Annotated in this window: 20 protein-coding genes; 14 read left to right on the top strand and 6 right to left on the bottom strand. The window is 64.1% G+C overall.

Annotated features, from left to right (window positions below):
- The first annotated feature begins 17 nt into the window (after positions 1–17).
- Complete coding sequence (locus BRAGE_RS0104645) at positions 18–812, top strand: pentapeptide repeat-containing protein (RefSeq protein ID WP_108914583.1); 795 nt, start codon at positions 18–20, stop codon at positions 810–812.
- A gap of 27 nt (positions 813–839) precedes the next feature.
- Positions 840–1,187: a hypothetical protein gene (locus tag BRAGE_RS0104640; RefSeq protein WP_027562370.1), complete on the top strand. Its 348-nt coding sequence runs from the start codon at positions 840–842 to the stop codon at positions 1,185–1,187.
- A 165-nt stretch (positions 1,188–1,352) separates the two neighbouring features.
- Here the strand turns inward: BRAGE_RS0104640 and BRAGE_RS0104635 are convergent, their stop codons facing one another.
- The 5 genes from BRAGE_RS0104635 to BRAGE_RS0104615 form a co-directional block, all read right to left on the bottom strand.
- A complete protein-coding gene (locus tag BRAGE_RS0104635) occupies positions 1,353–1,562 on the bottom strand; it encodes a hypothetical protein (RefSeq protein ID WP_027562369.1) in 210 nt (69 codons plus the stop codon).
- 274 nt (positions 1,563–1,836) lie between these two features.
- Positions 1,837–2,703, bottom strand: a complete 867-nt coding sequence (locus BRAGE_RS0104630) for a hypothetical protein (protein WP_035729384.1) — start codon at positions 2,701–2,703, stop codon at positions 1,837–1,839.
- Positions 2,704–2,946: 243 nt separating this feature from the next.
- Positions 2,947–3,027 (bottom strand): pyrroloquinoline quinone precursor peptide PqqA, encoded by an 81-nt coding sequence (pqqA, locus tag BRAGE_RS47760; protein ID WP_012029362.1) that lies wholly within the window; start codon positions 3,025–3,027, stop codon positions 2,947–2,949.
- A gap of 228 nt (positions 3,028–3,255) precedes the next feature.
- Complete coding sequence (locus BRAGE_RS0104620; RefSeq protein WP_027562367.1) at positions 3,256–3,585, bottom strand: hypothetical protein; 330 nt, start codon at positions 3,583–3,585, stop codon at positions 3,256–3,258.
- Between the two features lie 144 nt (positions 3,586–3,729).
- Positions 3,730–4,122: an EF-hand domain-containing protein gene (locus tag BRAGE_RS0104615; RefSeq protein ID WP_027562366.1), complete on the bottom strand. Its 393-nt coding sequence runs from the start codon at positions 4,120–4,122 to the stop codon at positions 3,730–3,732.
- A gap of 314 nt (positions 4,123–4,436) precedes the next feature.
- On the opposite strand from BRAGE_RS0104615, the gene BRAGE_RS0104610 reads away from it, so the two are divergent.
- The 6 genes from BRAGE_RS0104610 (at position 4,437) to BRAGE_RS0104585 (ending at position 10,278) form a co-directional block, all read left to right on the top strand.
- Positions 4,437–6,101 (top strand): methanol/ethanol family PQQ-dependent dehydrogenase, encoded by a 1,665-nt coding sequence (locus tag BRAGE_RS0104610; RefSeq protein ID WP_027562365.1) that lies wholly within the window; start codon positions 4,437–4,439, stop codon positions 6,099–6,101.
- Positions 6,102–6,111: 10 nt separating this feature from the next.
- Positions 6,112–6,468, top strand: a complete 357-nt coding sequence (locus BRAGE_RS0104605) for a c-type cytochrome (protein WP_027562364.1) — start codon at positions 6,112–6,114, stop codon at positions 6,466–6,468.
- The gene (locus BRAGE_RS0104600) at positions 6,465–7,388 is read left to right on the top strand and encodes a transporter substrate-binding domain-containing protein (RefSeq protein ID WP_027562363.1); all 924 of its coding nucleotides are present in this window, start codon (positions 6,465–6,467) and stop codon (positions 7,386–7,388) included. The genes BRAGE_RS0104605 and BRAGE_RS0104600 overlap by 4 nt, the downstream gene beginning before the upstream one ends.
- Before the next feature lie 207 nt (positions 7,389–7,595).
- Positions 7,596–8,606, top strand: coding sequence for an FUSC family protein (locus tag BRAGE_RS0104595; RefSeq protein WP_027562362.1), 1,011 nt, complete (start codon positions 7,596–7,598; stop codon positions 8,604–8,606).
- A 121-nt stretch (positions 8,607–8,727) separates the two neighbouring features.
- Positions 8,728–9,717 carry a Bug family tripartite tricarboxylate transporter substrate binding protein gene (locus tag BRAGE_RS0104590; RefSeq protein WP_027562361.1) on the top strand — a complete coding sequence of 330 codons (990 nt, stop codon included), beginning with the start codon at positions 8,728–8,730 and terminating at the stop codon, positions 9,715–9,717.
- 135 nt (positions 9,718–9,852) lie between these two features.
- The gene (locus tag BRAGE_RS0104585) at positions 9,853–10,278 is read left to right on the top strand and encodes a hypothetical protein (RefSeq protein ID WP_027562360.1); all 426 of its coding nucleotides are present in this window, start codon (positions 9,853–9,855) and stop codon (positions 10,276–10,278) included.
- 40 nt (positions 10,279–10,318) lie between these two features.
- On the opposite strand, the gene BRAGE_RS0104580 is transcribed toward BRAGE_RS0104585, so the two are convergent.
- Positions 10,319–11,287, bottom strand: coding sequence for a helix-turn-helix domain-containing protein (locus BRAGE_RS0104580; RefSeq protein WP_027562359.1), 969 nt, complete (start codon positions 11,285–11,287; stop codon positions 10,319–10,321).
- Positions 11,288–11,802: 515 nt separating this feature from the next.
- Between BRAGE_RS0104580 and xoxF5 the strand changes: the two genes are divergently transcribed.
- The 6 genes from xoxF5 to BRAGE_RS0104550 all read left to right on the top strand — a co-directional run bounded on the left by xoxF5 (position 11,803) and on the right by BRAGE_RS0104550 (position 19,360).
- Positions 11,803–13,608 carry a lanthanide-dependent methanol dehydrogenase XoxF5 gene (gene xoxF5 / locus BRAGE_RS0104575; RefSeq protein ID WP_027562358.1) on the top strand — a complete coding sequence of 602 codons (1,806 nt, stop codon included), beginning with the start codon at positions 11,803–11,805 and terminating at the stop codon, positions 13,606–13,608.
- A 110-nt stretch (positions 13,609–13,718) separates the two neighbouring features.
- Positions 13,719–14,210, top strand: coding sequence for a c-type cytochrome, methanol metabolism-related (locus tag BRAGE_RS0104570; RefSeq protein ID WP_027562357.1), 492 nt, complete (start codon positions 13,719–13,721; stop codon positions 14,208–14,210).
- A 60-nt stretch (positions 14,211–14,270) separates the two neighbouring features.
- The gene (locus tag BRAGE_RS0104565; RefSeq protein ID WP_027562356.1) at positions 14,271–15,380 is read left to right on the top strand and encodes an S-(hydroxymethyl)glutathione dehydrogenase/class III alcohol dehydrogenase; all 1,110 of its coding nucleotides are present in this window, start codon (positions 14,271–14,273) and stop codon (positions 15,378–15,380) included.
- 33 nt (positions 15,381–15,413) lie between these two features.
- A complete protein-coding gene (gene gfa / locus BRAGE_RS0104560) occupies positions 15,414–15,977 on the top strand; it encodes an S-(hydroxymethyl)glutathione synthase (RefSeq protein WP_027562355.1) in 564 nt (187 codons plus the stop codon).
- Positions 15,978–16,593: 616 nt separating this feature from the next.
- Complete coding sequence (locus BRAGE_RS0104555) at positions 16,594–17,046, top strand: (2Fe-2S)-binding protein (protein ID WP_027562354.1); 453 nt, start codon at positions 16,594–16,596, stop codon at positions 17,044–17,046.
- 1 nt (position 17,047) lies between these two features.
- Entirely contained in the window at positions 17,048–19,360 is a 2,313-nt protein-coding gene (locus BRAGE_RS0104550) for a xanthine dehydrogenase family protein molybdopterin-binding subunit (RefSeq protein WP_027562353.1), read from the top strand.
- Positions 19,361–19,455: the final 95 nt, after the last annotated feature.

The raw sequence follows: 19,455 nt of genomic DNA, 5'->3' as shown, positions 1-19,455 counted from the left end.
TGAAGCGGAGCCTGACGATGAAGGCAACGGTTGTCCTGACAGCGCTCGGTGTCGTGCTCGCCGCACAAGCGGCAAACGCGCAGGACATGATGCGCGACGTTGACCTCACCTCGCCTGCGATGACGTCGGCCGAGATGAGCCGGGCAGAGGTCGAAACCATGCTCGCGGGAGCGAGCGCGGCCGCACCCGCCGACTTCACCGGCAAGCGGCTCTCGGGCCTCGACCTGTCGGGCCTGAACATGTCCGGCGCCATTCTTCGCGCGGCACGGCTGAACAAGACCAAGCTCGCAGGCGCCCACCTGGATCGCGCGATCCTCGATCAGGCCTGGCTGCTGGAGGCCGATCTCACCGGCACAAGCCTCAGGGGCGCGAACCTGTTCGCTACGCAAATGGTCCGTGCCCGACTCGACGGCGCCGATCTGACCGGCGCTCGCATCGCCGCTGATCTCACCGGCGCAAGCCTCGTCGGCGCCTCGATCGCGGAGGCGCGTCTTGGCGCCGACATGCGCAACCAGTCGATGGGGCTGATGCGCGCCGTCCTGCGCTCGGCCAATCTGACCGGCTTGAACGCGCGCGACGCCGATCTCTCGCGCGCCGACCTCGAATTTGCTTCCCTCAAAGGCGCCGATCTCACCGCCGCCTCGCTCAAGGGCGCCCAGCTCGGTGGCGCCGACCTGAGTGGAGCAACCGTCATCGGCACCGATTTCGAGGACGCCGATCTCGTCTCGACCAGGCTGATCGCGCCGATCGGCCTTGACCGCGCCAAGAATTTCGACAAGGCAAAGAACCGGGAGCGCCTGATCAGACAATAGCGGCGCCGCTTTGGGGAGTGCGAAATGATGCGTTGGTGTCTCGTCTTGATCGCGGCGTTGGTGTGTGCCGGTGAAGCCGCCGCCCAAACGAAGGGCAAGGGCATCCGGCTCTGGAATCTGACGACCGAGACGATCTCCGGTTTCCAGCTCTCGCCCGCCGGCAAGACCGACTGGGGCCCGAACCAGTGCCTGAACGACAAGGACAAGGAGGTCGACCACGACGAGCGGCTGCGCATCACCGGCGTCGAGCCTGGCCGCTACGACGCCAAGGTCAGCTATCCCAGCGCGCGGCAGTGCATCGTTCGCGACATCGAGATCAGGGCCGACGCGGTATTCTCGATCGCCGACAAGGATCTGAAGGACTGCACGAAGTAGTGGCTCTCCCTCATCCTGAGGAGCCTGCGGAGCAGGCGTCTCGAAGGATGAAGGGCCCGGCTGCAGCAGCGGGGCCCGCATGGTTCTCCCGGCGATGCGAAGCATCGTCCGGAGACGCCGCTTCGCGGCTCCTCGCCATGAGGGACTAAGGCCCGTGCGCGCGCCTCACGCCTTGTCGTTCGGATGGGGATACTCGCAGCGCCATCGCACCGCCTGCCACTTCGGGTGATCACCGATCCATTGCGCGATATAGGGCGGCGCAGCCATCGCGCATTGCCGCGGCGAGCCCGCATAGTTGAACACCAGATGCTGCTCCTCGCAGGTCGCAGGCGAGAGCACCGCACACACAGTCACCACAAGGTCGATCGGATTCATGCCGGGTCCTCTCGCGGGGCAATCAACGTTAGCATGAAAGGCTACGTTCCACGGAGAGGGAAGTTTCAAACCGGCGTGAGGGGGGGAACTGGCCGCACCCCGCGCCGCCCTTGGGAAGCGAAACACCAAAGGCTTCCGCATCGTCATGGCCGGGCCTCGTCCCGGCTATCCACGCCTTGCCCCGCGGCACGAAAGAACGTGGATGCCCGGGCATAGGCGAGCGGAAGCGACGCCGTCCTTCAGACGGCTATGCCAGGGCATGACGACCTCGCCCCTAGAAGTTCACTCCGAACACCAATCTTGCCTGGTGCCGCTCGAAATTGACGAGATCGAGATTGCCGCCCATCCCTGCCGGCCGGCCCCAGGCCTGCATGCTCCAGCTGAGAGTGAGCCGCGATTGCTCCGAAAGCTGGAAATAGGCGGTGGGGCCGACGAACAGGGCCTGCCCTGAGAACTCACCGAGGCCAATGCCTTCATATTGCCGGAAGTAGCGCATCTCGCCGCCGAGCAGCACGTTGGGGCGCACGCGCACCAGGCCGGCGATGGCGGCGCCGATGGTCGAGCTCTTTTCCGAGACGCCCGCCACCTCGAAGCGCGCCCATTCCGGCTGATAGATCAAATTGAGCGCGCCGATCACGAAGTTCGGGACGAGCTCGCGGTCGAAGGCGAGCGTGAAGTCGGTGCCGTACATCCGCCCCTTGGCGCCGCTGGTCTCGTCGATGCGGTCACCGTGGAGCTCGGCGGCGATGGTCAGGCCGAACGGCGCGCGCTCGCGGTCGAGCAGGCGATAGCGCAGGTCGAGCGAGGCGCCCTGGAAGTTGAACTGGCGGCGGTCGTCGAGATCGGGGACGCCGGTGATATCGTGCCAGCTGGCGGTGCCGCCGATCTCGATGCGGAAGTTCGGCAGCGGCACCACCTCGATCTCGACCTCCTGCGCGAGGGCACGATAGGTGCCGCCCTTGCCGAGGCGCCCCGTGGTCTGGGTCTGGAATTCACGCTCGCCGGGATTGCCGACATCGGTGCCGATCATGAAGCCGAAGATGTGCTCGGTATCGAAGCCTTCCTCGGCGCTGACGCATGCCGGCGCAGCCGCGAGGCCGCACACCACCGTCGTCCAAAATCTGAAAGCTCCGATCCGCATCCCGACTTCCGCATGCGCGCGCCGATTTGATGCGGCAATAGCGCTGACTGAGGATCAGCGTAGCACACCGCAGCAAGAGCACGATCGGGATTTTTGGAGGTGGAGTGCCGCCACCCAAACAAGTGTGGCTTTGCATCAACGGCAAAGCATCAAGGGAAAAGCGCGGGACCCGGCTATGACAGGCAACAACACTGCCACGGCTGCGAGGACATTCGCCATCGAAGCCGCGGCAGGTCGTCGGTCTTACTTGCGCGCAGCGCAGGCGTACATGTTGATTTCCATGCCGACCGGCACTTCGACGATCTTCGGAGCTTTCCAGGCCATTCGGGGTCTCCCCAAGGAATTGAGCGCGACATCGCGCGGGGCAAAACCTAGGGCTGCGTCATCCATAGTTCAAGCTTCGATTCGAGTGCCGCGCAGGTCTGTGTCGATTCTTCGCGACTGCATTTCTCTCTCGGGCAAAGCCAGTTCCCTCTTGGTCAAACACGACCCGCAGAGAACCCGCTTGTGCGGCGCACCGCACGTCGAATCGACCCGACCTTAGCCTCGCCGTCAGCAACCCTTGTCGGCCGTCGCTGTGTTCGGCTTGGCACCTTCGGCCCGCTGAGCCGCTGTCGGCTCGCTCTGCATCTGCCGCTGCGCATCCTCGGACGACGCCGGCGTTTCACCGCTTGCGCGATTCATCGTGCTGGTCGGCAGATGCTGGCTGGTGTCGCTCGCTGAACTCGACGAATGGGACTGCGCCGAGCCCACCGTGACGGGACCGGAGCCGGCATCCTTGTCGTTGGCTGCGCTACCGGTGTTGCAGGGGCCTGCGACGGCGACACCAGCGCTCAACGTCAGGATCGCGCATGCAGCAAGGACGGATCGTTTCGTGTTCATCTGCGTCATCTCCTCTGCTCCCGTCGCGCAGCCCCGGTCGCCGGCGGGAATTGCGGAGAGAACAGGCCGGGCAGCCCGATGTTCCGGATGTCGGAGCGGAATTGATCGCGTCCGCCGTCGTCGGGCTTGTTCCCCTTGACGCGCTCAGCGCAACAAGCGCAGCAGCGCGCGGCCGGCGCGCGAGTTCAATTCCTTCGCATCCAGCGTTCCGTCCTTGTCGGGATTTGCTGCATTGAAGCGCTGCTCGACCACCGCCAGGTATTCGTCGAGCGTGAGAGTCCCGTCATGATCAGGATCGGCGGCGGCGAGCTCTTTCGCCGATAACCGCCCGCGCAACTCGCGCGCATCGAGCGTGCCGTCGTGGTCGGGATCGAGCTTGGCGAACAATGCGCTCGCGGCCTTCTTCACCTCGGCGAGATCGAGCGTGCCGTCATTGTCGGTGTCGAACATCTTCACCGCACTGCCGGAAGCCGACCAGGCTGGACCGGACAGCACTGCAATCGTAAGCGCAAGCGCAATCGAGCGACGTGACATCATCGAAACCTCCTGGCCATGAGCCGCGATCCTCGCGGGGCGAAATGACATAAGTCCACAAGCCTGCCCCGGTTCAAGCCCGGAATGCAACCTGCGCACTGCACAACCCGCGGAACCCAGTTGTCGAAACCGGCAGTCCGTGCTCGGCACTGCTTCACGCCGCGGAATTTTTGCAGCGCCTGCACACAAGCGCGGGTCGCTTGTCAGGTTTCCGTAAGGCGCATCCATCGCACCTTCGACTTTCGTATTGACGGGTTTTGCATTCGGGCGGAGTGTTACGTCGCAGCGTCAAAAGGCGCGCATATTGGGAGGAACGGATGAAACGCTTTGCGATGGCCGCGAGCCTCGTCATGCTTGCATCGACATGTGCAAGCGCCCAGACCACCGAGCAACTGGTCAAGGGCGCGACCGATACATCGAACGTTCTCAACTACGGGATGGGCTACAATCTTCAGCGTTTCTCGACGCTGAACCAGATCAACAAGGATACGATCAAGAACCTCGTCCCGGTCTGGAACTACTCCTTCAACGATGATCGCAGCGAGGAATCCCAGCCACTGGTGTACCAGGGCGTGATCTACGTGACCTCCCACAACGCAACCATGGCGGTCGACGCCAAGACCGGCAAGCAGATCTGGAAATCCAAGATCGAATATCCCGCCGAGACGCCGCGCGTCGTCTGCTGCGGCATCATCAACCGCGGCGCCGCGCTCTACGACGGAAAGGTGTTTCGCACCACGCTCGACGCCAACGTGATCGCGCTCGATGCCAAGGATGGCAAGGAGCTGTGGCGGCAGAAGGCCGCCGACATCAAGGAAGGCTATTCGATGACGGTGGCCCCGCTGGTGGCCGACGGTGTCGTCATCACCGGCATCTCCGGCGCAGAATTCGGCACCCGCGGCTTCATCGACGGCTGGGATCCCGCGACGGGCAAGCATCTCTGGCGCACCCATTCGATCCCCTCGCCGGACGAGCCCGGCGGCGACACCTGGAAAGGCGACACCTGGAAGCTCGGCGGCGGCTCGACCTGGATCACCGGCTCCTACGATCCCGAGCTGAACACTGTCTATTGGGGCATCGGCAATCCCGGCCCGTTCAATTCGGCAGTGCGCCCGGGCGACAATCTCTACACCTGCTCCGTGCTGGCGATGGATCCCAAGACCGGCAAGATCAAATGGCACTACCAGTTCTCGCCGAACAATCCGTTCGACTATGACAGCGTGGCCGAGATGGTGCTCGCCGACATGAACGTCGAGGGCAAGCCGACCAAGGTGCTGATGGACGCCAACCGCAACGGCTTCTTCTACGTGCTCGACCGCACCAACGGAAAGCTGCTGGCGGCCAATCCCTACGTGAAGGTGAACTGGGCGACCGGCATCGACATGAAGACGGGCCGGCCGATCGAGACGGACGTCAGCAAGGATGCCCGCGAAGGCAAGAAGGTCGTCGTCTACCCATCGCTGCTCGGTGGCAAGAACTGGGAGCCGATGTCGTTCAATCCGCAGACCGGACTTGCCTATGCCAACACGCTCGCATTCGGCGGTCACTACAAGACCGAGCCGGTGACCTATAAGGCCGGCGAATGGTACCTCGGCATGGATCTGACGGACCTCTGGGACTGGCCCGACGGACCGCGTGGTCACCTCAAGGCGATCGATCCGATGACCGGCAAGGCGAAGTGGGAGGCGCCGAGCGATATCCCGCGCTTCTCCGGCGTGTTGTCGACGGCGGGCGGCGTCGTGTTCACGGGCGCACTGACCGGAGAGTTCGAAGCGTTCGACGCCGACAGCGGCAAGAAGCTCTGGCAGTTCCAGACCGGCTCGGGCATCGAGGGACAACCGATCACATGGCAGCAGGACGGCGTACAATATGTCGCCGTGACCAGCGGCTATGGCGGCGTCTACTCGATCTTCTCGGGCGACGAACGGCTTGCGAGCGTGCCGGCCGGCGGCTCGCTGTGGGTCTTCGCGGTCAAGCAATAACCGCGGCGCGATGCTGAAAGACATATCTCACAAGACGGTGGCGGTCCTCGCCACCGCCGTGGTGCTGACGGTCGCGCTTGCGGCGACCGTTCGTGCCGCGGACGACGCAACCGGCAATCCACTGCAGGCTCAGATCGATCATGGCAAGTCGACCTATGCTTCGAAATGCTCGCACTGCCACGGCCCCAATATGATGAATTCCGGCACCATCACGCCGGACCTGCGCGCCTTTCCCGACGACAAGACGCGCTTCGTCACCACCGTGAAGAACGGCAAGAACAACAAGATGCCGCCTTGGAGCGACATCCTCAGCGACGACGAGATCGGGGACCTCTGGGCCTTCGTCTCGAGCCGGAGAAAGCCGTGAGGGCCTGGCTTGCAGCATGGAGCGTTGGCGCGATTCTCGCGGCGACCACCGCGCATGCGGCCGACGATCCACTCAGGATCTGCCTCGACGAGGACCGGCCGCCGCTCTCGGCGCATCACAGGGGCAAGCCGGATGCCGGCTTCGACGTGCTGTTGGCACAGGCGATCGCGCAGCGGCTGGGGCGACCGCTGGCGATCCAGTGGTTCGAGAGTAAGCTGGATGAGGATTCCAGCCCGCAGCTCGAAGCCAACGCGCTGCTCTCCGACGGGCGCTGCGCGCTGGTCGGCGGCTACGCGCTGACGGCGGATTCCCTCGTCAAGCCCGGCATGAAGACGGCGCGCCTGCCGGACTTTGCCGGCGCCACGCGCGACGACAGGCGCCGCCGCGTCGCGCTCGGCGTGCTCGCGCCGAGCCAGCCTTATGTCTATTCACCGATGACGATCCTGCTTGGGCCGAAGGTGCAGGGCCGCAAGATCGGCGACATCGGCGATCTCGCGGGCCTTCGCCTCGCGATCGAGAGCGGCTCGCTCGGCGATGCCATCCTGATGACGTTCGACAAGGGACGCCTGATCGACAGCATCACCCATCTCGTCCCCGGCCGAGACGACCTGCTCGGCGCGCTCCAGCGCGGCGACTATGACGCGACGCTGATCGATCTTGCCCGGTTCGACGCCTATCGCGCCGCACATCCCGACACGGCCGTGACCGCCTCCGGCTATTACTACCCGATCGGCGCCAATCGCGGCTATGTCGGGCTTGCCGGCAACGGCGAGCTGATGGATGCGGTCAACAAGGCGCTGGCGGAGCTTGCGGCCGAGGGCAAGATCGCGGAGCTCGGCAAACAGGCCGGCCTCACCTATCTGCCGCCACGCGAGCCCGCGATCCTGGGTGAGGTCTGGATGAAGATCATTCAGCGGTGAGGTGGCCGTACCCACCGCTGTCATGCCCCGGCTTGATGTTTAGACCGGAGACATGGCTGACACCTGTTCGGACACATCACTGACAGGTTGGCGGTTAGTCAAGCCGGGCGATGACAGCGAGTGCGTGGAAAGGCCGTCGCGCCATACGCAAAGTTTCTGCACCATTCCGTGCTATCATCGGCATTTCATTCGCCGCCTTGGTGCCCCGTGAATTCCCCCACGATTCCTTCCGCCGCGGGCCTGCGCGGTCTCCTCGCCCGCGAGGTCAAGTCCGCCGAGCTCGTGCGCGCGCTGATCGTGGTCGGGCCGATGGTCGCCGCCTATTTCATCGCGCGCGAGACGGCACTGCTCAATCTCGGCCTAGTTGCGGTGTCGCTGCTCATTCCCGCGCTCCGGCAGCACTTTCCGCCGAAAGTCGTCGCCTGGCACTATCTCGCCATCCTCGTCACCTTTGCCGTGCTGTTCTTCGCAGCTCCAGTCAAGCCGCTGTTCGTGGTGCTGACGGCGCTCGCCGGCTTCCTGGCTGTCGCGGGAACGCGCTACGGCGAACATTTTCGCACGCTCGGCAATTGGGTGTTCATCCCCGCCGTCTATCTCGCCTGCGAGGTGCGGGAGGGCGTCAGCGCCTCGGAAGCGCTGCGTCATGCCGGCGTGATCATCGTCTCCTCTCCGATCGCGCTGGCGCTGGTCTGCGCCATCCAGCTTTACGACCAGCGCCGGGGCGGCACTGCAGCGACCTCGTTCGGACCGCCCGCGGCCGAATGGTTTCTGGCCGCGCTCGCGACTGCCATGGCGGTGTTCGCGGCGGCGGCGCTGGTCGAGATCCTGAACCTTGCGCAGGGGCAATGGGTGATGTGGTCGGCCGCGAGCGTCGTGGTCGGCGACCTCACCGCGTCCACCGGCAAGCTGAAGCAGCGGGCGATCGGCGCCGTCGTCGGCGTGCCGCTCGGCTTTCTCGCCGGCCTTGCCCTGCCGCAAAGCCGCGTTGGCTATGCGATCGCGGTGCTCGCGGCCACTCTCACGCTGATCTCGTTCTCCCGCTATGTCGTCGGCTTCGGCCTGCGCTGCTTCTTCATCGCGCTGGCGGCATCCTTCGCCGGCGGCGCCAGCGGCATTGCCGAGGAGCGTATCGTCAACGTGCTGATCGGCGGCACCTTTGGCCTGATTGCGGTGGCGCTGACCGAGATTGTCTGGCTGCGGATGATGCGGAAGGCCTGATTGTCCGGCAGACGGGAGAAAGGTCCGTCCACACCGTCTCGAATGCGCCAATCTGTCTCGCCTCCCGCCCATGATGGCGCCAGCCTGATGCAGTAGGTTCGGCAAAAATCAGGAGGGAATCATGTCCGCCAAATTCGATCGCCGCCACTTCATCGCCGCCGGCAGCGCCGTACTCGCAATGCCCTTTGTCCCGCGCGGCGCCTCGGCACAAGGCACGTGGCCGTCGCGGCAGATCCGCATGATCTGCAGCTACCCGGCCGGCGGGCAGACCGACCTGCTCGCGCGTGCCTATGGCGAATTCATCTCCAAGCAGGTCGGCAAGACCGTCGTCGTCGAGAACAAGCCCGGCGCTTCCGGCGCGATCGGCACGGCGGAAGTCGCCCGCGCCGAGCCTGACGGCCACACCATCCTGTGCTCGATCTCGACCACCTTCATCATGAACCGGGTGGTGATGAAGAATCCCGGCTACGACATGGACAAGGATCTGACGCTGGTCAGCGTCATCCCGGGCGCCGGCCTGCTGCTGATCGCGAACCCCAAGACCGGCGTCAAGACACTGGAGGATTTCGTCGCCTTCGCGCGCAAGAGCGGCAAGGTGAATTTCGGCACCTACAGCGCGGGCTCGGCGCCGCACATGACGATCAACGAGCTCAACAAGCAGTACGGCCTCAACATCGAGCCGGTCCATTATCGCGGCGAGGCGCCGATGTGGACCGGCATGCTGGAAGGCACGCTCGATGCCGCCATGGGCAGCTACACGGCGGCGCAATCGGTCCTGCAAAGCGATCGCGGCACCGTGTTCGCGGTGCATTCGAAGAAGGTCGACGCGATCCCGGCGATCAAGACCCTCCCCGAGCAGGGCGCGACGTCGAAATTCTTCACGGTGAGCGGCTTCTCCGGCTGGGCGGTGCCGAAAGCGACGCCGCAACCGGTCGTCGACCGCCTCGCCGAGCTCTGCGTTGCCGCCAACAGCGATCCGAAGGTGAAGGAGGTTCTCGCGACCTTCGTGCTCGAGCCGGCGATCGGCTTCAAGCAGACCAACGAGCTGTATCAGCGCGAGCTGCCGATCTGGATCGAGAGCGCAAAGTCGCTCGGCCTCGAGCCGGCCTGAAGCACGAACCGCGACACGGCGCCGGTCACTCTTCGGCCCGGCGTCCGACCAAAAGCCTAGTGTCGGAAAACGTACTTTCCCGCTATGATTGTGCGCCGGAAACCCTCGCCAGCGCACACAAGAAGGGCAGATCGCATGACACCGGATGCAGTCGCCGTCGCCGTTATGATCATCCTGCTCTTTCCGATGGGCTATTTCACGCTGGCCTCGCCCGCCTTCCTGCTGGTGAAGCTCGACATCCAGCCCGTCGCTCAATTGCTGCGCGGAATGTTCAATGCGCATTTCCTGGTGATGCGTGTTGCCGGCCTCATCGGAACGGTGGCTCTGCTCCTCGACGGTCGCCTGCTCGCCGCGCTGGGCGTCGCCATGCTCACAGCCCTCGCCATCTGGGGACGCCCGTGGTTCATGCGACGGATGGACGACGAGCTCAGCGCAAGGGATGCCGGCGATGCCGAGGCGCCGCGTCGGCTACGCCGGCTGCACTGGAGCGGAATGCTCGGCAACGCGGCTTCGCTCGCCGCGCTCCTGACCAGCATTCCCTACATGGCGACGACGGCCTGAGCGGCACCGTTATCGCTGGAGCGACCGCGGCGACGACTGTCTAATGCTCGTCTGCGACGGCGCTGGCCTGCTGCGCCTTGTGGATCGAGGACGGCACCACGCCGAAATATTTCCGGAACACGCGGCTGAAATGCGATGAGCTGGAGAAGCCCCAGGAGAACGCGACGTCTGTGATGGTCTTTCCGGCGTGGGCCTCGAGTTCCTGGCGGCAGTTCTGCAAGCGGGCCTGCCAGATGTAGTCGCTCACGGTCGTGCCGCGCTCCGAGAACAGCATGTGCAGATAGCGCTTGGAGCAGCCGAGCTCGGCCGAGATCTGGTCGATGCACAGATCCGGGTCGCGCAGGTGCTCGCGGATGAAGAACTGCGCGCGCACATACATCGCCTCGGGCCCGACGCGATCGAACATCGTGTCGGCTTCGCGCAGCGGCAGCAGCAACAGGTCGATCAGCGAATCGGCGACGCCGACCGCGCTGTTCGCCGACAGCTTGGCCGCCTCGTCGAAGGTTGCATGGACGAAGTCATGAGCGATACGCCCCGTGCCGGTCTTCGCCGACAATTTGCAGGCTGGCATCCGCTGCGACGGGAAGCCGCGATCGCGCAGCAACGATTTGGGCACGATCACGACGTCGTGACGCGTGAAGGCGGGGCTGATGATCGAATGCGGACAGGAGACGTCATAAGCGATGATGTCGCCGGGATTGATTTCGATATGGCGGCCTTCCTGCTCGAAATACGACACGCCGTAGGTCTGGAAGTGGATCTTGATGTACGGGTGTTCATTGGCCTTGGCGCGCGCCAGCGTGTGCGCGATGCGATGCTGGCTCACCTCGATCTGACACAGCTTCAGGCGCGAGACGGAGGTGTAGTCGATGCGGCCTTCGAGCGAGGACGCCTCCAGTGGATCGACGTCGAAATGCCCACACAGGCTCGTGAGCCCGTCGATCCAGCTTTGGATCTGGCGCTTCGGCGTCATTCCGGTCGTCGAGAGCGTGTGAATTGTGTCGGACATTAATCCAGCCACTGGTTTGATCCGGAGATTGGACGCGAATCGCGACCGGCGCTGCCGGAGCCCTCAGCCGTGATTGCGTGACGTTTACCTCGAATTTGAGCGGTCTTTTGCAGCGAGCGCCATCGCCCCATTGCCACCCTTTAAAGTTAATCCTCCGCCTTAGTTGCACCGCCGTCAAGGGGAACCTGAGTGCTGACGGCGCTCCAGAAGCCGCGCGGAAGCCGCTGAATTCGCTACTGCAAAATCAAAATCTTCGCCTCCGTGCGCTGTCGAGCAAACCGCCTTCTCTCTTGGGCAAGTTTCCCGATGACGAAGCCGTTAGGGATTGCGTCAGGAACAACAAGAACGGGCCGCTCCTGCACGTGGACCCGTGGCTCTCATCCAGGAGGAGGAAACAGCACAGCATCGTTTCTGGTCCCAATCGTGACCGCCCTGCACGAGCAGACGCCGGACGAGAAGCCCGGTGATTGATCAATGCTTCGGAAACAATAAACGAGACCAACGGAGGAATAACTATGCGCAAGGTGCTACTGGCGACTTATCTTGGCTCCGCGGCGGCTCTCGCCGTCGGCAGCGCCTCAGCCAATGATGAGCTGATCAAGATGTCGCAGAACCCGAAAGACTGGGTGATGCCGGCGGGCGACTACGCCAATACCCGCTATTCCAAGCTGAACCAGATCAACGCACAAAACGTGGGCAAGCTCCAGGTCGCCTGGACCTTCTCCACCGGCGTGCTGCGCGGCCATGAAGGCGGCCCGCTGATCATCGGCAACGTCATGTACGTCCACACACCGTTCCCGAACAAGGTCTACGCCATTGACCTTTCCAACGAGAACAAGATCATCTGGAAGTACGAGCCGAAGCAGGACCCGAACGTCATCCCGGTGATGTGCTGCGACACGGTTAACCGCGGCCTGTCCTACGGCGACGGCAAGATCATCCTGCATCAGGCCGACACCAACCTCGTCGCGCTCGACGCCAAGACCGGTCAGGTGGCCTGGTCGGCGACGAACGGCAATCCGGCGAAGGGCGAGACCGGCACGTCGGCGGCGCTGGTCGTCAAGGACAAGGTCCTCGTCGGCATCTCCGGCGGCGAGTTCGGCGTGCAGTGCCACGTCACCGCTTACGATCTGAAGAGCGGCAAGCAGGTCTGGCGCGCCTTCTCGGAAGGCCCGGATGACCAGATCAAGGTCGACCCGGCCAAGACGACGTCGCTCGGCAAGCCGGTCGGAGCCGACTCCTCGCTGAAGACCTGGCAAGGCGATCAGTGGAAGATCGGCGGCGGCTGCACCTGGGGCTGGATGTCCTACGATCCCGCTCTGAACCTCGTCTATTACGGGTCGGGCAATCCCTCGACCTGGAATCCGAAGCAGCGTCCGGGCGACAACAAGTGGTCGATGACCATTTTCGCGCGCGACGCCGACACCGGCATGGCCAAGTGGGTCTACCAGATGACGCCCCACGACGAGTGGGACTATGACGGCGTCAACGAGATGATCCTCTCGGATCAGCAGATCAACGGCCAGGCGCGCAAGCTCCTGACCCATTTCGACCGCAACGGTCTCGCCTACACCATGGACCGTGAGAGCGGCGAGCTGCTGGTCGCCGAAAAGTACGATCCGAAGGTGAACTGGACCTCCGGCGTCGACATGGACAAGAACTCGGCGACCTATGGCCGTCCGAAGGTGCTCGACGCAGCTTCGACCGACAAGGCCGGTGAAGACCACAACGTGAAGGGCATCTGCCCGGCCGCGCTCGGCACCAAGGACGAGCAGCCGGCAGCCTACTCGCCGGAAACGCAGCTGTTCTACGTTCCGACCAACCACGTCTGCATGGACTACGAGCCGTTCAAGGTGAGCTACACCGCGGGCCAGCCCTATGTGGGTGCGACGCTCTCGATGTATCCGCCGCAGGGTGAAAGCCACATGGGCAACTTCATCGCCTGGGACGGCAAGACCGGCAAGATCGTCTGGTCGAACAAGGAGCAGTTCTCGGTCTGGTCGGGTGCGCTCGCAACCGCCGGCGGCGTGGTGTTCTACGGCACGCTCGAAGGCTACCTGAAGGCGGTCGACGCCAAGACCGGCAAGGAGCTCTACAAGTTCAAGACTCCCTCCGGCATCATCGGCAACGTCACCACCTATGAGAACGGCGGCAAGCAGTATGTCGCAGTGCTCTCGGGTGTCGGCGGCTGGGCTGGCATCGGTCTGGCAGCTGGTCTGACCGATCCGACCGCCGGTCTCGGCGCAGTCGGCGGCTATGCGGCTCTCAGCAACTACACGGCTCTCGGCGGTACGCTGACCGTGTTCTCGCTGCCCAACTAGGCCCCTCAGCATCGCTCCGGCGCGTGGATCGCTCCACGCGCCGGTTCGTCTCCACCGAACGCCTTCCGAGGAAAAATCTCTTGCGTAAAATCTGCTTTGTCATTGCTGCGATGATCTTCGTTGGGTCCGGAGGAATTGCGATCGCGGACGGTCCGGGCGACCCGACCGCCGTGAAGAAGGAAGACGACGGCAAATGGCTCGATAAGGAAGGAAACCCGACCTACAAGATTTCGGCCGATGGCACCGTGGACTGGTTCACCTACTCCGGCTACCGCCGCTATCACTCCGACTGCCACGTCTGCCATGGCCCCGACGGCATGGGATCCACTTACGCACCGGCGCTGAAGGATTCCGTCAAGACCATGAGCTACGGCGACTTCCTCGGCGTCGTTGCCTCTGGCCGCAAGAACATCTCGACCGCGCAGGAGAACGTCATGCCGGCGTTCGGCGACAACCCGAATGTCGCCTGCTACATGGACGATCTCTACGTCTATCTCCGCGCGCGCTCGACCGAAGCCTGGGGCCGGCAGCGTCCTTCCAAGAAGGAAGAGAAGAACGAGGCCTACACCAAGGCTGAAGACGCCTGCATGGGCAAGAAATGAACGTTACGGAGACTGCCAAGACTACTTCCTGGCGTCTGATGAGAATTTGAGGAGCTACCGATGAAGACACGTGCCGCCGTCGCTTTCGAAGCCAAGAAGCCGCTCGAGATCGTCGAAGTCGATCTGGAAGGACCCAAGGCCGGCGAGGTCCTTGTCGAGATCAAGGCGACGGGCATCTGCCACACCGACGCCTACACGCTCGACGGCTTCGACAGCGAGGGAATCTTCCCCTCGATCCTCGGCCATGAGGGCGCCGGCATCATCCGCGAGATCGGTCCCGGCGTGACCTCGGTGAAGCCGGGCGACCACGTCATTCCGCTCTACACGCCGGAATGCCGGCAGTGCAAAAGCTGCCTGAGCCAGAAGACCAATCTCTGCACCGCGATCCGCGCGACGCAAGGCAAGGGCGTGATGCCCGACGGCACCAGCCGCTTCTCCTACAAGGGCAAGCCGGTCTACCATTACATGGGCTGCTCGACCTTCTCGAACTTCACCGTGCTGCCGGAGATCGCGGTGGCGAAGATCCGCGAGGACGCGCCGTTCGACAAGAGCTGCTACATCGGCTGCGGCGTCACCACCGGCGTCGGCGCCGTCGTCAACACCGCCAAGGTCACGCCGGGCTCCAACGTGGTCGTGTTCGGCCTCGGCGGCATCGGCCTCAACGTGATCCAGGGCGCCAAGATGGCCGGCGCCGACAAGATCATCGGCGTCGACATCAATGACGCCAAGGAGGATTGGGGCCGCCGGTTCGGCATGACCGAGTTCGTCAATCCCAAGAAAGTTACGGGCGACATCGTCCAGCATCTCGTCGGCCTCACCGATGGCGGCGCCGACTACACCTTCGACTGCACCGGCAACACCACCGTGATGCGCCAGGCGCTGGAAGCCTGCCATCGCGGCTGGGGCACCTCGATCATCATCGGCGTCGCCGAATCCGGCAAGGAGATCGCCACCCGCCCGTTCCAGCTCGTCACCGGGCGCAACTGGCGCGGCACCGCCTTCGGCGGCGCGCGCGGCCGCACCGACGTGCCGAAGATCGTCGACTGGTACATGAACGGAAAGATCCAGATCGATCCGATGATCACCCACGTACTCAAGCTCGAAGAGATCAACAAGGGATTTGACCTCATGCACGAGGGCAAATCCATCCGTTCCGTCGTCGTGTACTAGCCCACAGGCATCGCACCCAAGGAGGATCGACCCATGACTGTTGCACTCCATCCCTCGATCGATAACGGCGTCAAACAGGGCAGCGGCAGCTTTGCCGGCGGCACGCTGGTCTGCAAATGCAACGACCACCCGGTCAAGGTCGCGGTGAAGGGCGACGTCGCCCACAACCACGCCTGCGGCTGCACCAAGTGCTGGAAGCCGCAAGGCGCAAACTTCTCGGTCGTGGCCGTAGTGCCGCGCCAGAACGTCACCGTGACCGAGAACGGCGACAAGCTACAGATCGTCGATCCCTCTGCGGTGATCCAGCGCTACGCCTGCAAGGCCTGCGGCACGCACATGTACGGCCGCATCGAGAACAAGGGCCATCCGTTCTACGGCCTCGACTTCATCCATCCCGAGCTGTTCCAGGAGCAGGGCTCGCAGGCGCCGCAATTCGCCGCCTTCGTCTCCTCCGTGATCGAATCGGGCGTGAAGCCGGAGCAGATGGCGGGCATCCGCGCGCGGCTGAAGGAAATCGGGCTCGAGCCCTATGACTGCCTGTCGCCCGCACTGATGGACGCGATCGCGACCCACGTGGCCAAAGCCAAAGCGGCCTGAACGAGGTCGCCTGAACACAGGCCCTGCCCGTCCGCTCACTGGCGTCGACCAACGCCAGCGAGCCGGACGGGCCTGGCCTCGGAACGATCGCGGCGTGCCCCGCCGCCTCTGTACGGCGCGTATGCGTGAGGGCCATTGGCTCCTCAGTCCTGGTCTCTGAATGACTGCGCAGTGCCGCCTGCTTCCTGATTGAAGTCCGCGGACTGCGCTTCTCCCTCCCTCGACTGAGGCATCCTGCTTCGTCCGTGCAGTCTTTTCTCGCGGACGAAGCCTTTTTGGTGCGCCCGCCTGGGAGGCGCGCGGCTTGATGTTGCGCCCTGCTTTTGACAAACGATCGATGCAATCTTTTCCCGGTGAGAACACTCGGCTGTGAACGCCGGGCCGGCGCGATCTCTGCTACGGTCGCGCCGTCACGATGCCGCGCGAAGTTCAATCAATTAAGAACAACACGGGAGGTATCGAGCACATCCAGACATCGCCATTGGCGTAGCTGCCTCCCTCCGGGATTTGCCCGCGCGGGATGACGGCAGATATTTGCCGATACGACGCACGAGCCGCCGCCGATCCAGATCGGCGAATTTGAATTCGACATGCTTATGAAGAGCGAGGGACGATCATGATCAAGGTGAAGATCAACGGCCAGGAACAGAGCTGGGACGGCGACCCGGATCTCCCGCTACTCTGGTTCCTGCGCGACGAGGCCGGGCTCACCGGCACCAAATATGGCTGCGGCCAGGCCCTGTGCGGCGCCTGCACCGTCATCGTCGACAAGGAGGCCGTGCGCGCCTGCATCACGTCGATCAACGACGTCGCCGGACGCGAGGTCACCACGATCGAGGGGCTGCATCCGAACGGCGACCACCCGGTGCAGAAGGCCTGGCGCCAGGTCAACGTGCCCCAATGCGGCTTCTGCCAGGCGGGCCAGATCATGCAGGCCGCGGCGCTGTTGATGGAGAACCCGAAGCCGTCCCACGACCAGATCCGCGAGGCGATGGCCGGAAACATCTGCCGCTGCGGCTGCTATCAGCGCATCGAGAACGCCGTCCATCTCGCATCGACGGGAGTGTGACATGAATTTCATCGACAATCCCGGCAAGCTCCGTGGCTTCGAAAAGAACATCAAGGTCGAGAAGGTCTCGCGCCGCAGCATCCTGAAGGGGCTCGGCATCACCGGCGGGTTCGTGCTCGCCGCACCCGTGATGTCGCGCCAGGCCTTCGCCTACGAAACCGGCGCCGGCAAGATGCCGCATGGCGTCGTGGTTGATCCGCGCGTCTTCGTCGCGGTCGCGCCCGACGGCATCGTCACCATCCTCGCTCACCGTTCCGAGATGGGCACCGGCGTGCGCACCAGTCTGCCGCTGATCGTGGCGGAAGAGATGGAAGCCGACTGGTCCAAGGTGAAGGTGCAGCAGGCCCATGGCGATGAGGTGAAGTTCGGCAACCAGGACACCGACGGCTCGCGCAGCACGCGGCACTACCTGATCCCGATGCGCCAGATCGGCGCCTCCGCCCGCACCATGCTGGAGCAGGCCGCGGCCAAGCGCTGGAACGTGCCGGCGACCGAGGTCAAGGCCGTCAACCACGAGGTCGTCCATAGCGCCAGTGGTCGCAAGCTCGGCTTCGGCGAGCTCGCGGCCGACGCCGCCAAGGAATCGGTGCCTGCTATCGAAGGCCTCAAGCTGAAGGACCCCAAAGACTTCCGCTATCTAGGCAAGGGCCAGGTCGGCATCGTCGATCTCCACGACATCACCACCGGCAAGGCGCAATATGGCGCCGACGTACGCCTGCCCGGCATGAAATATGCCGTGATCGCGCGTCCGCCGGTGACCGGCGGCAAGCTGGTCAAGTTCGAGCCGGACAACGCGCTGAAGATCCCCGGCGTCGAGAAGGTGATGCAGGTGCAGGGCTGGCCATGGCCGTCGAAATTCCAGCCGCTCGGCGGCGTCGCGGTGATCGCGCGCAACACCGGTGCGGCGATCAAGGGCCGTGACGCGCTGAAGCTGACCTGGGACGACGGCGCCAACGGCAAGTACGACTCGGTCGCCTATCGCAAGGAGCTCGAGGAGGCCGCGCGCAAGCCGGGACTCGTCGTGCGCCAGGAGGGCGATGCCGACACCGCGCTGAAGAGCGCCGACAAGGTCATCGTCGGCGAATATTATCTGCCGCACCTTGCCCATGTCAGCATGGAGCCGCCGGTGGCGGTCGCCGACGTCAAGGGCGACAAGGCGGAGATCTGGGCGCCGGTGCAGAGCCCCGGCGGCACCCGCGAGGATGTCGCCAAGACGCTCGGCATCCCCGAGGGCAACGTCACCGTCAACGTGACGCTGCTCGGCGGCGGTTTCGGCCGCAAATCGAAATGCGATTTTGCGCTCGAGGCTGCCCTCCTCTCGAAAGAACTGGGCGCGCCCGTGAAGGTGCAATGGACGCGTGAGGACGATCTTCATCACGACTTCCTGCACACCGTCTCGGTGGAACGCATCGAGGCGGGGCTCGACAAGAGCGGCAAGGTGGTCGCATGGCGCCATCGCAGCGTGGCACCGACGATCGCTTCGACCTTCGCCGCCGGCGCCAATCACGCGGCTCCCTTCGAGCTCGGCATGGGCCTTGTCGACATGCCGTTCGAGATCGCCAACATCACCTGCGAGAATCCGGAAGCTGCGGCGTTCACCCGTATCGGCTGGTTCCGCTCGGTCTCGAACATTCCGCGCGCGTTCGCGGTGCAGTCGATGGTCGGCGAGATCGCGGCTGCGACCGGCCGCGACCAGAAGGAGACGCTGCTCGCGCTGATCGGCAGCCCGCGCATCGTCAAGCCGGCGGTGAAGGATCTGTGGAACTATGGCGAGCCCTTCGACAGCTATCCGATCGACACCGCGCGCCTGCGCAAGGTGGTCGAGCTGGTCGCCGAGAAGGGTGAATGGGGCCGCCAGGTGCCCAAGGGCCACGGCCTCGGCATCGCGGTCCACCGCAGCTTCGTCAGCTACATCGCGACCATCGTCGAGGTGGCCGTCGACGAGAAGGGCAAGCTGACGGTGCCGCGGGTCGACACCGCGATCGATTGCGGCACCTATGTCAATCCCGAGCGCATCGCCTCGCAGATCGAAGGCGCGGCGATCATGGGGTTGAGCCTTGCCAAATACGGCGAGGTCACCTTCAAGGACGGCAAGGTGGAGCAGAAGAACTTTGACGACTTCCAGGTCATCCGGATGGATGAATCTCCTGTGGTCACCAACGTCTACATCGTTCCGCCCGGACCCGACACGCCGCCGAGCGGCGTCGGCGAGCCCGGCGTTCCCCCGTTCGCACCGGCGATGATGAACGCGATCTTCGCCGCGACCGGAAAGCGCATCCGCAACCTTCCGCTCGGCAAGCAACTCGAAACCTAGGGCATGATCCGGAAAAGTGCGTAGCGGTTTTCCGAAAGATCATGCTCAAACAATAACCTAAAGCGCGATGGTGATTCATCTTCATCCCATCGCGC

Origin of the sequence: Bradyrhizobium genosp. SA-4 str. CB756 (assembly GCF_000473125.1) — a bacterium.
GTDB lineage: Bacteria > Pseudomonadota > Alphaproteobacteria > Rhizobiales > Xanthobacteraceae > Bradyrhizobium > Bradyrhizobium arachidis.
The sequence above is the reverse complement of the archived record's forward strand: the minus strand, read 5'-3'. Positions and strand labels throughout refer to the sequence as shown.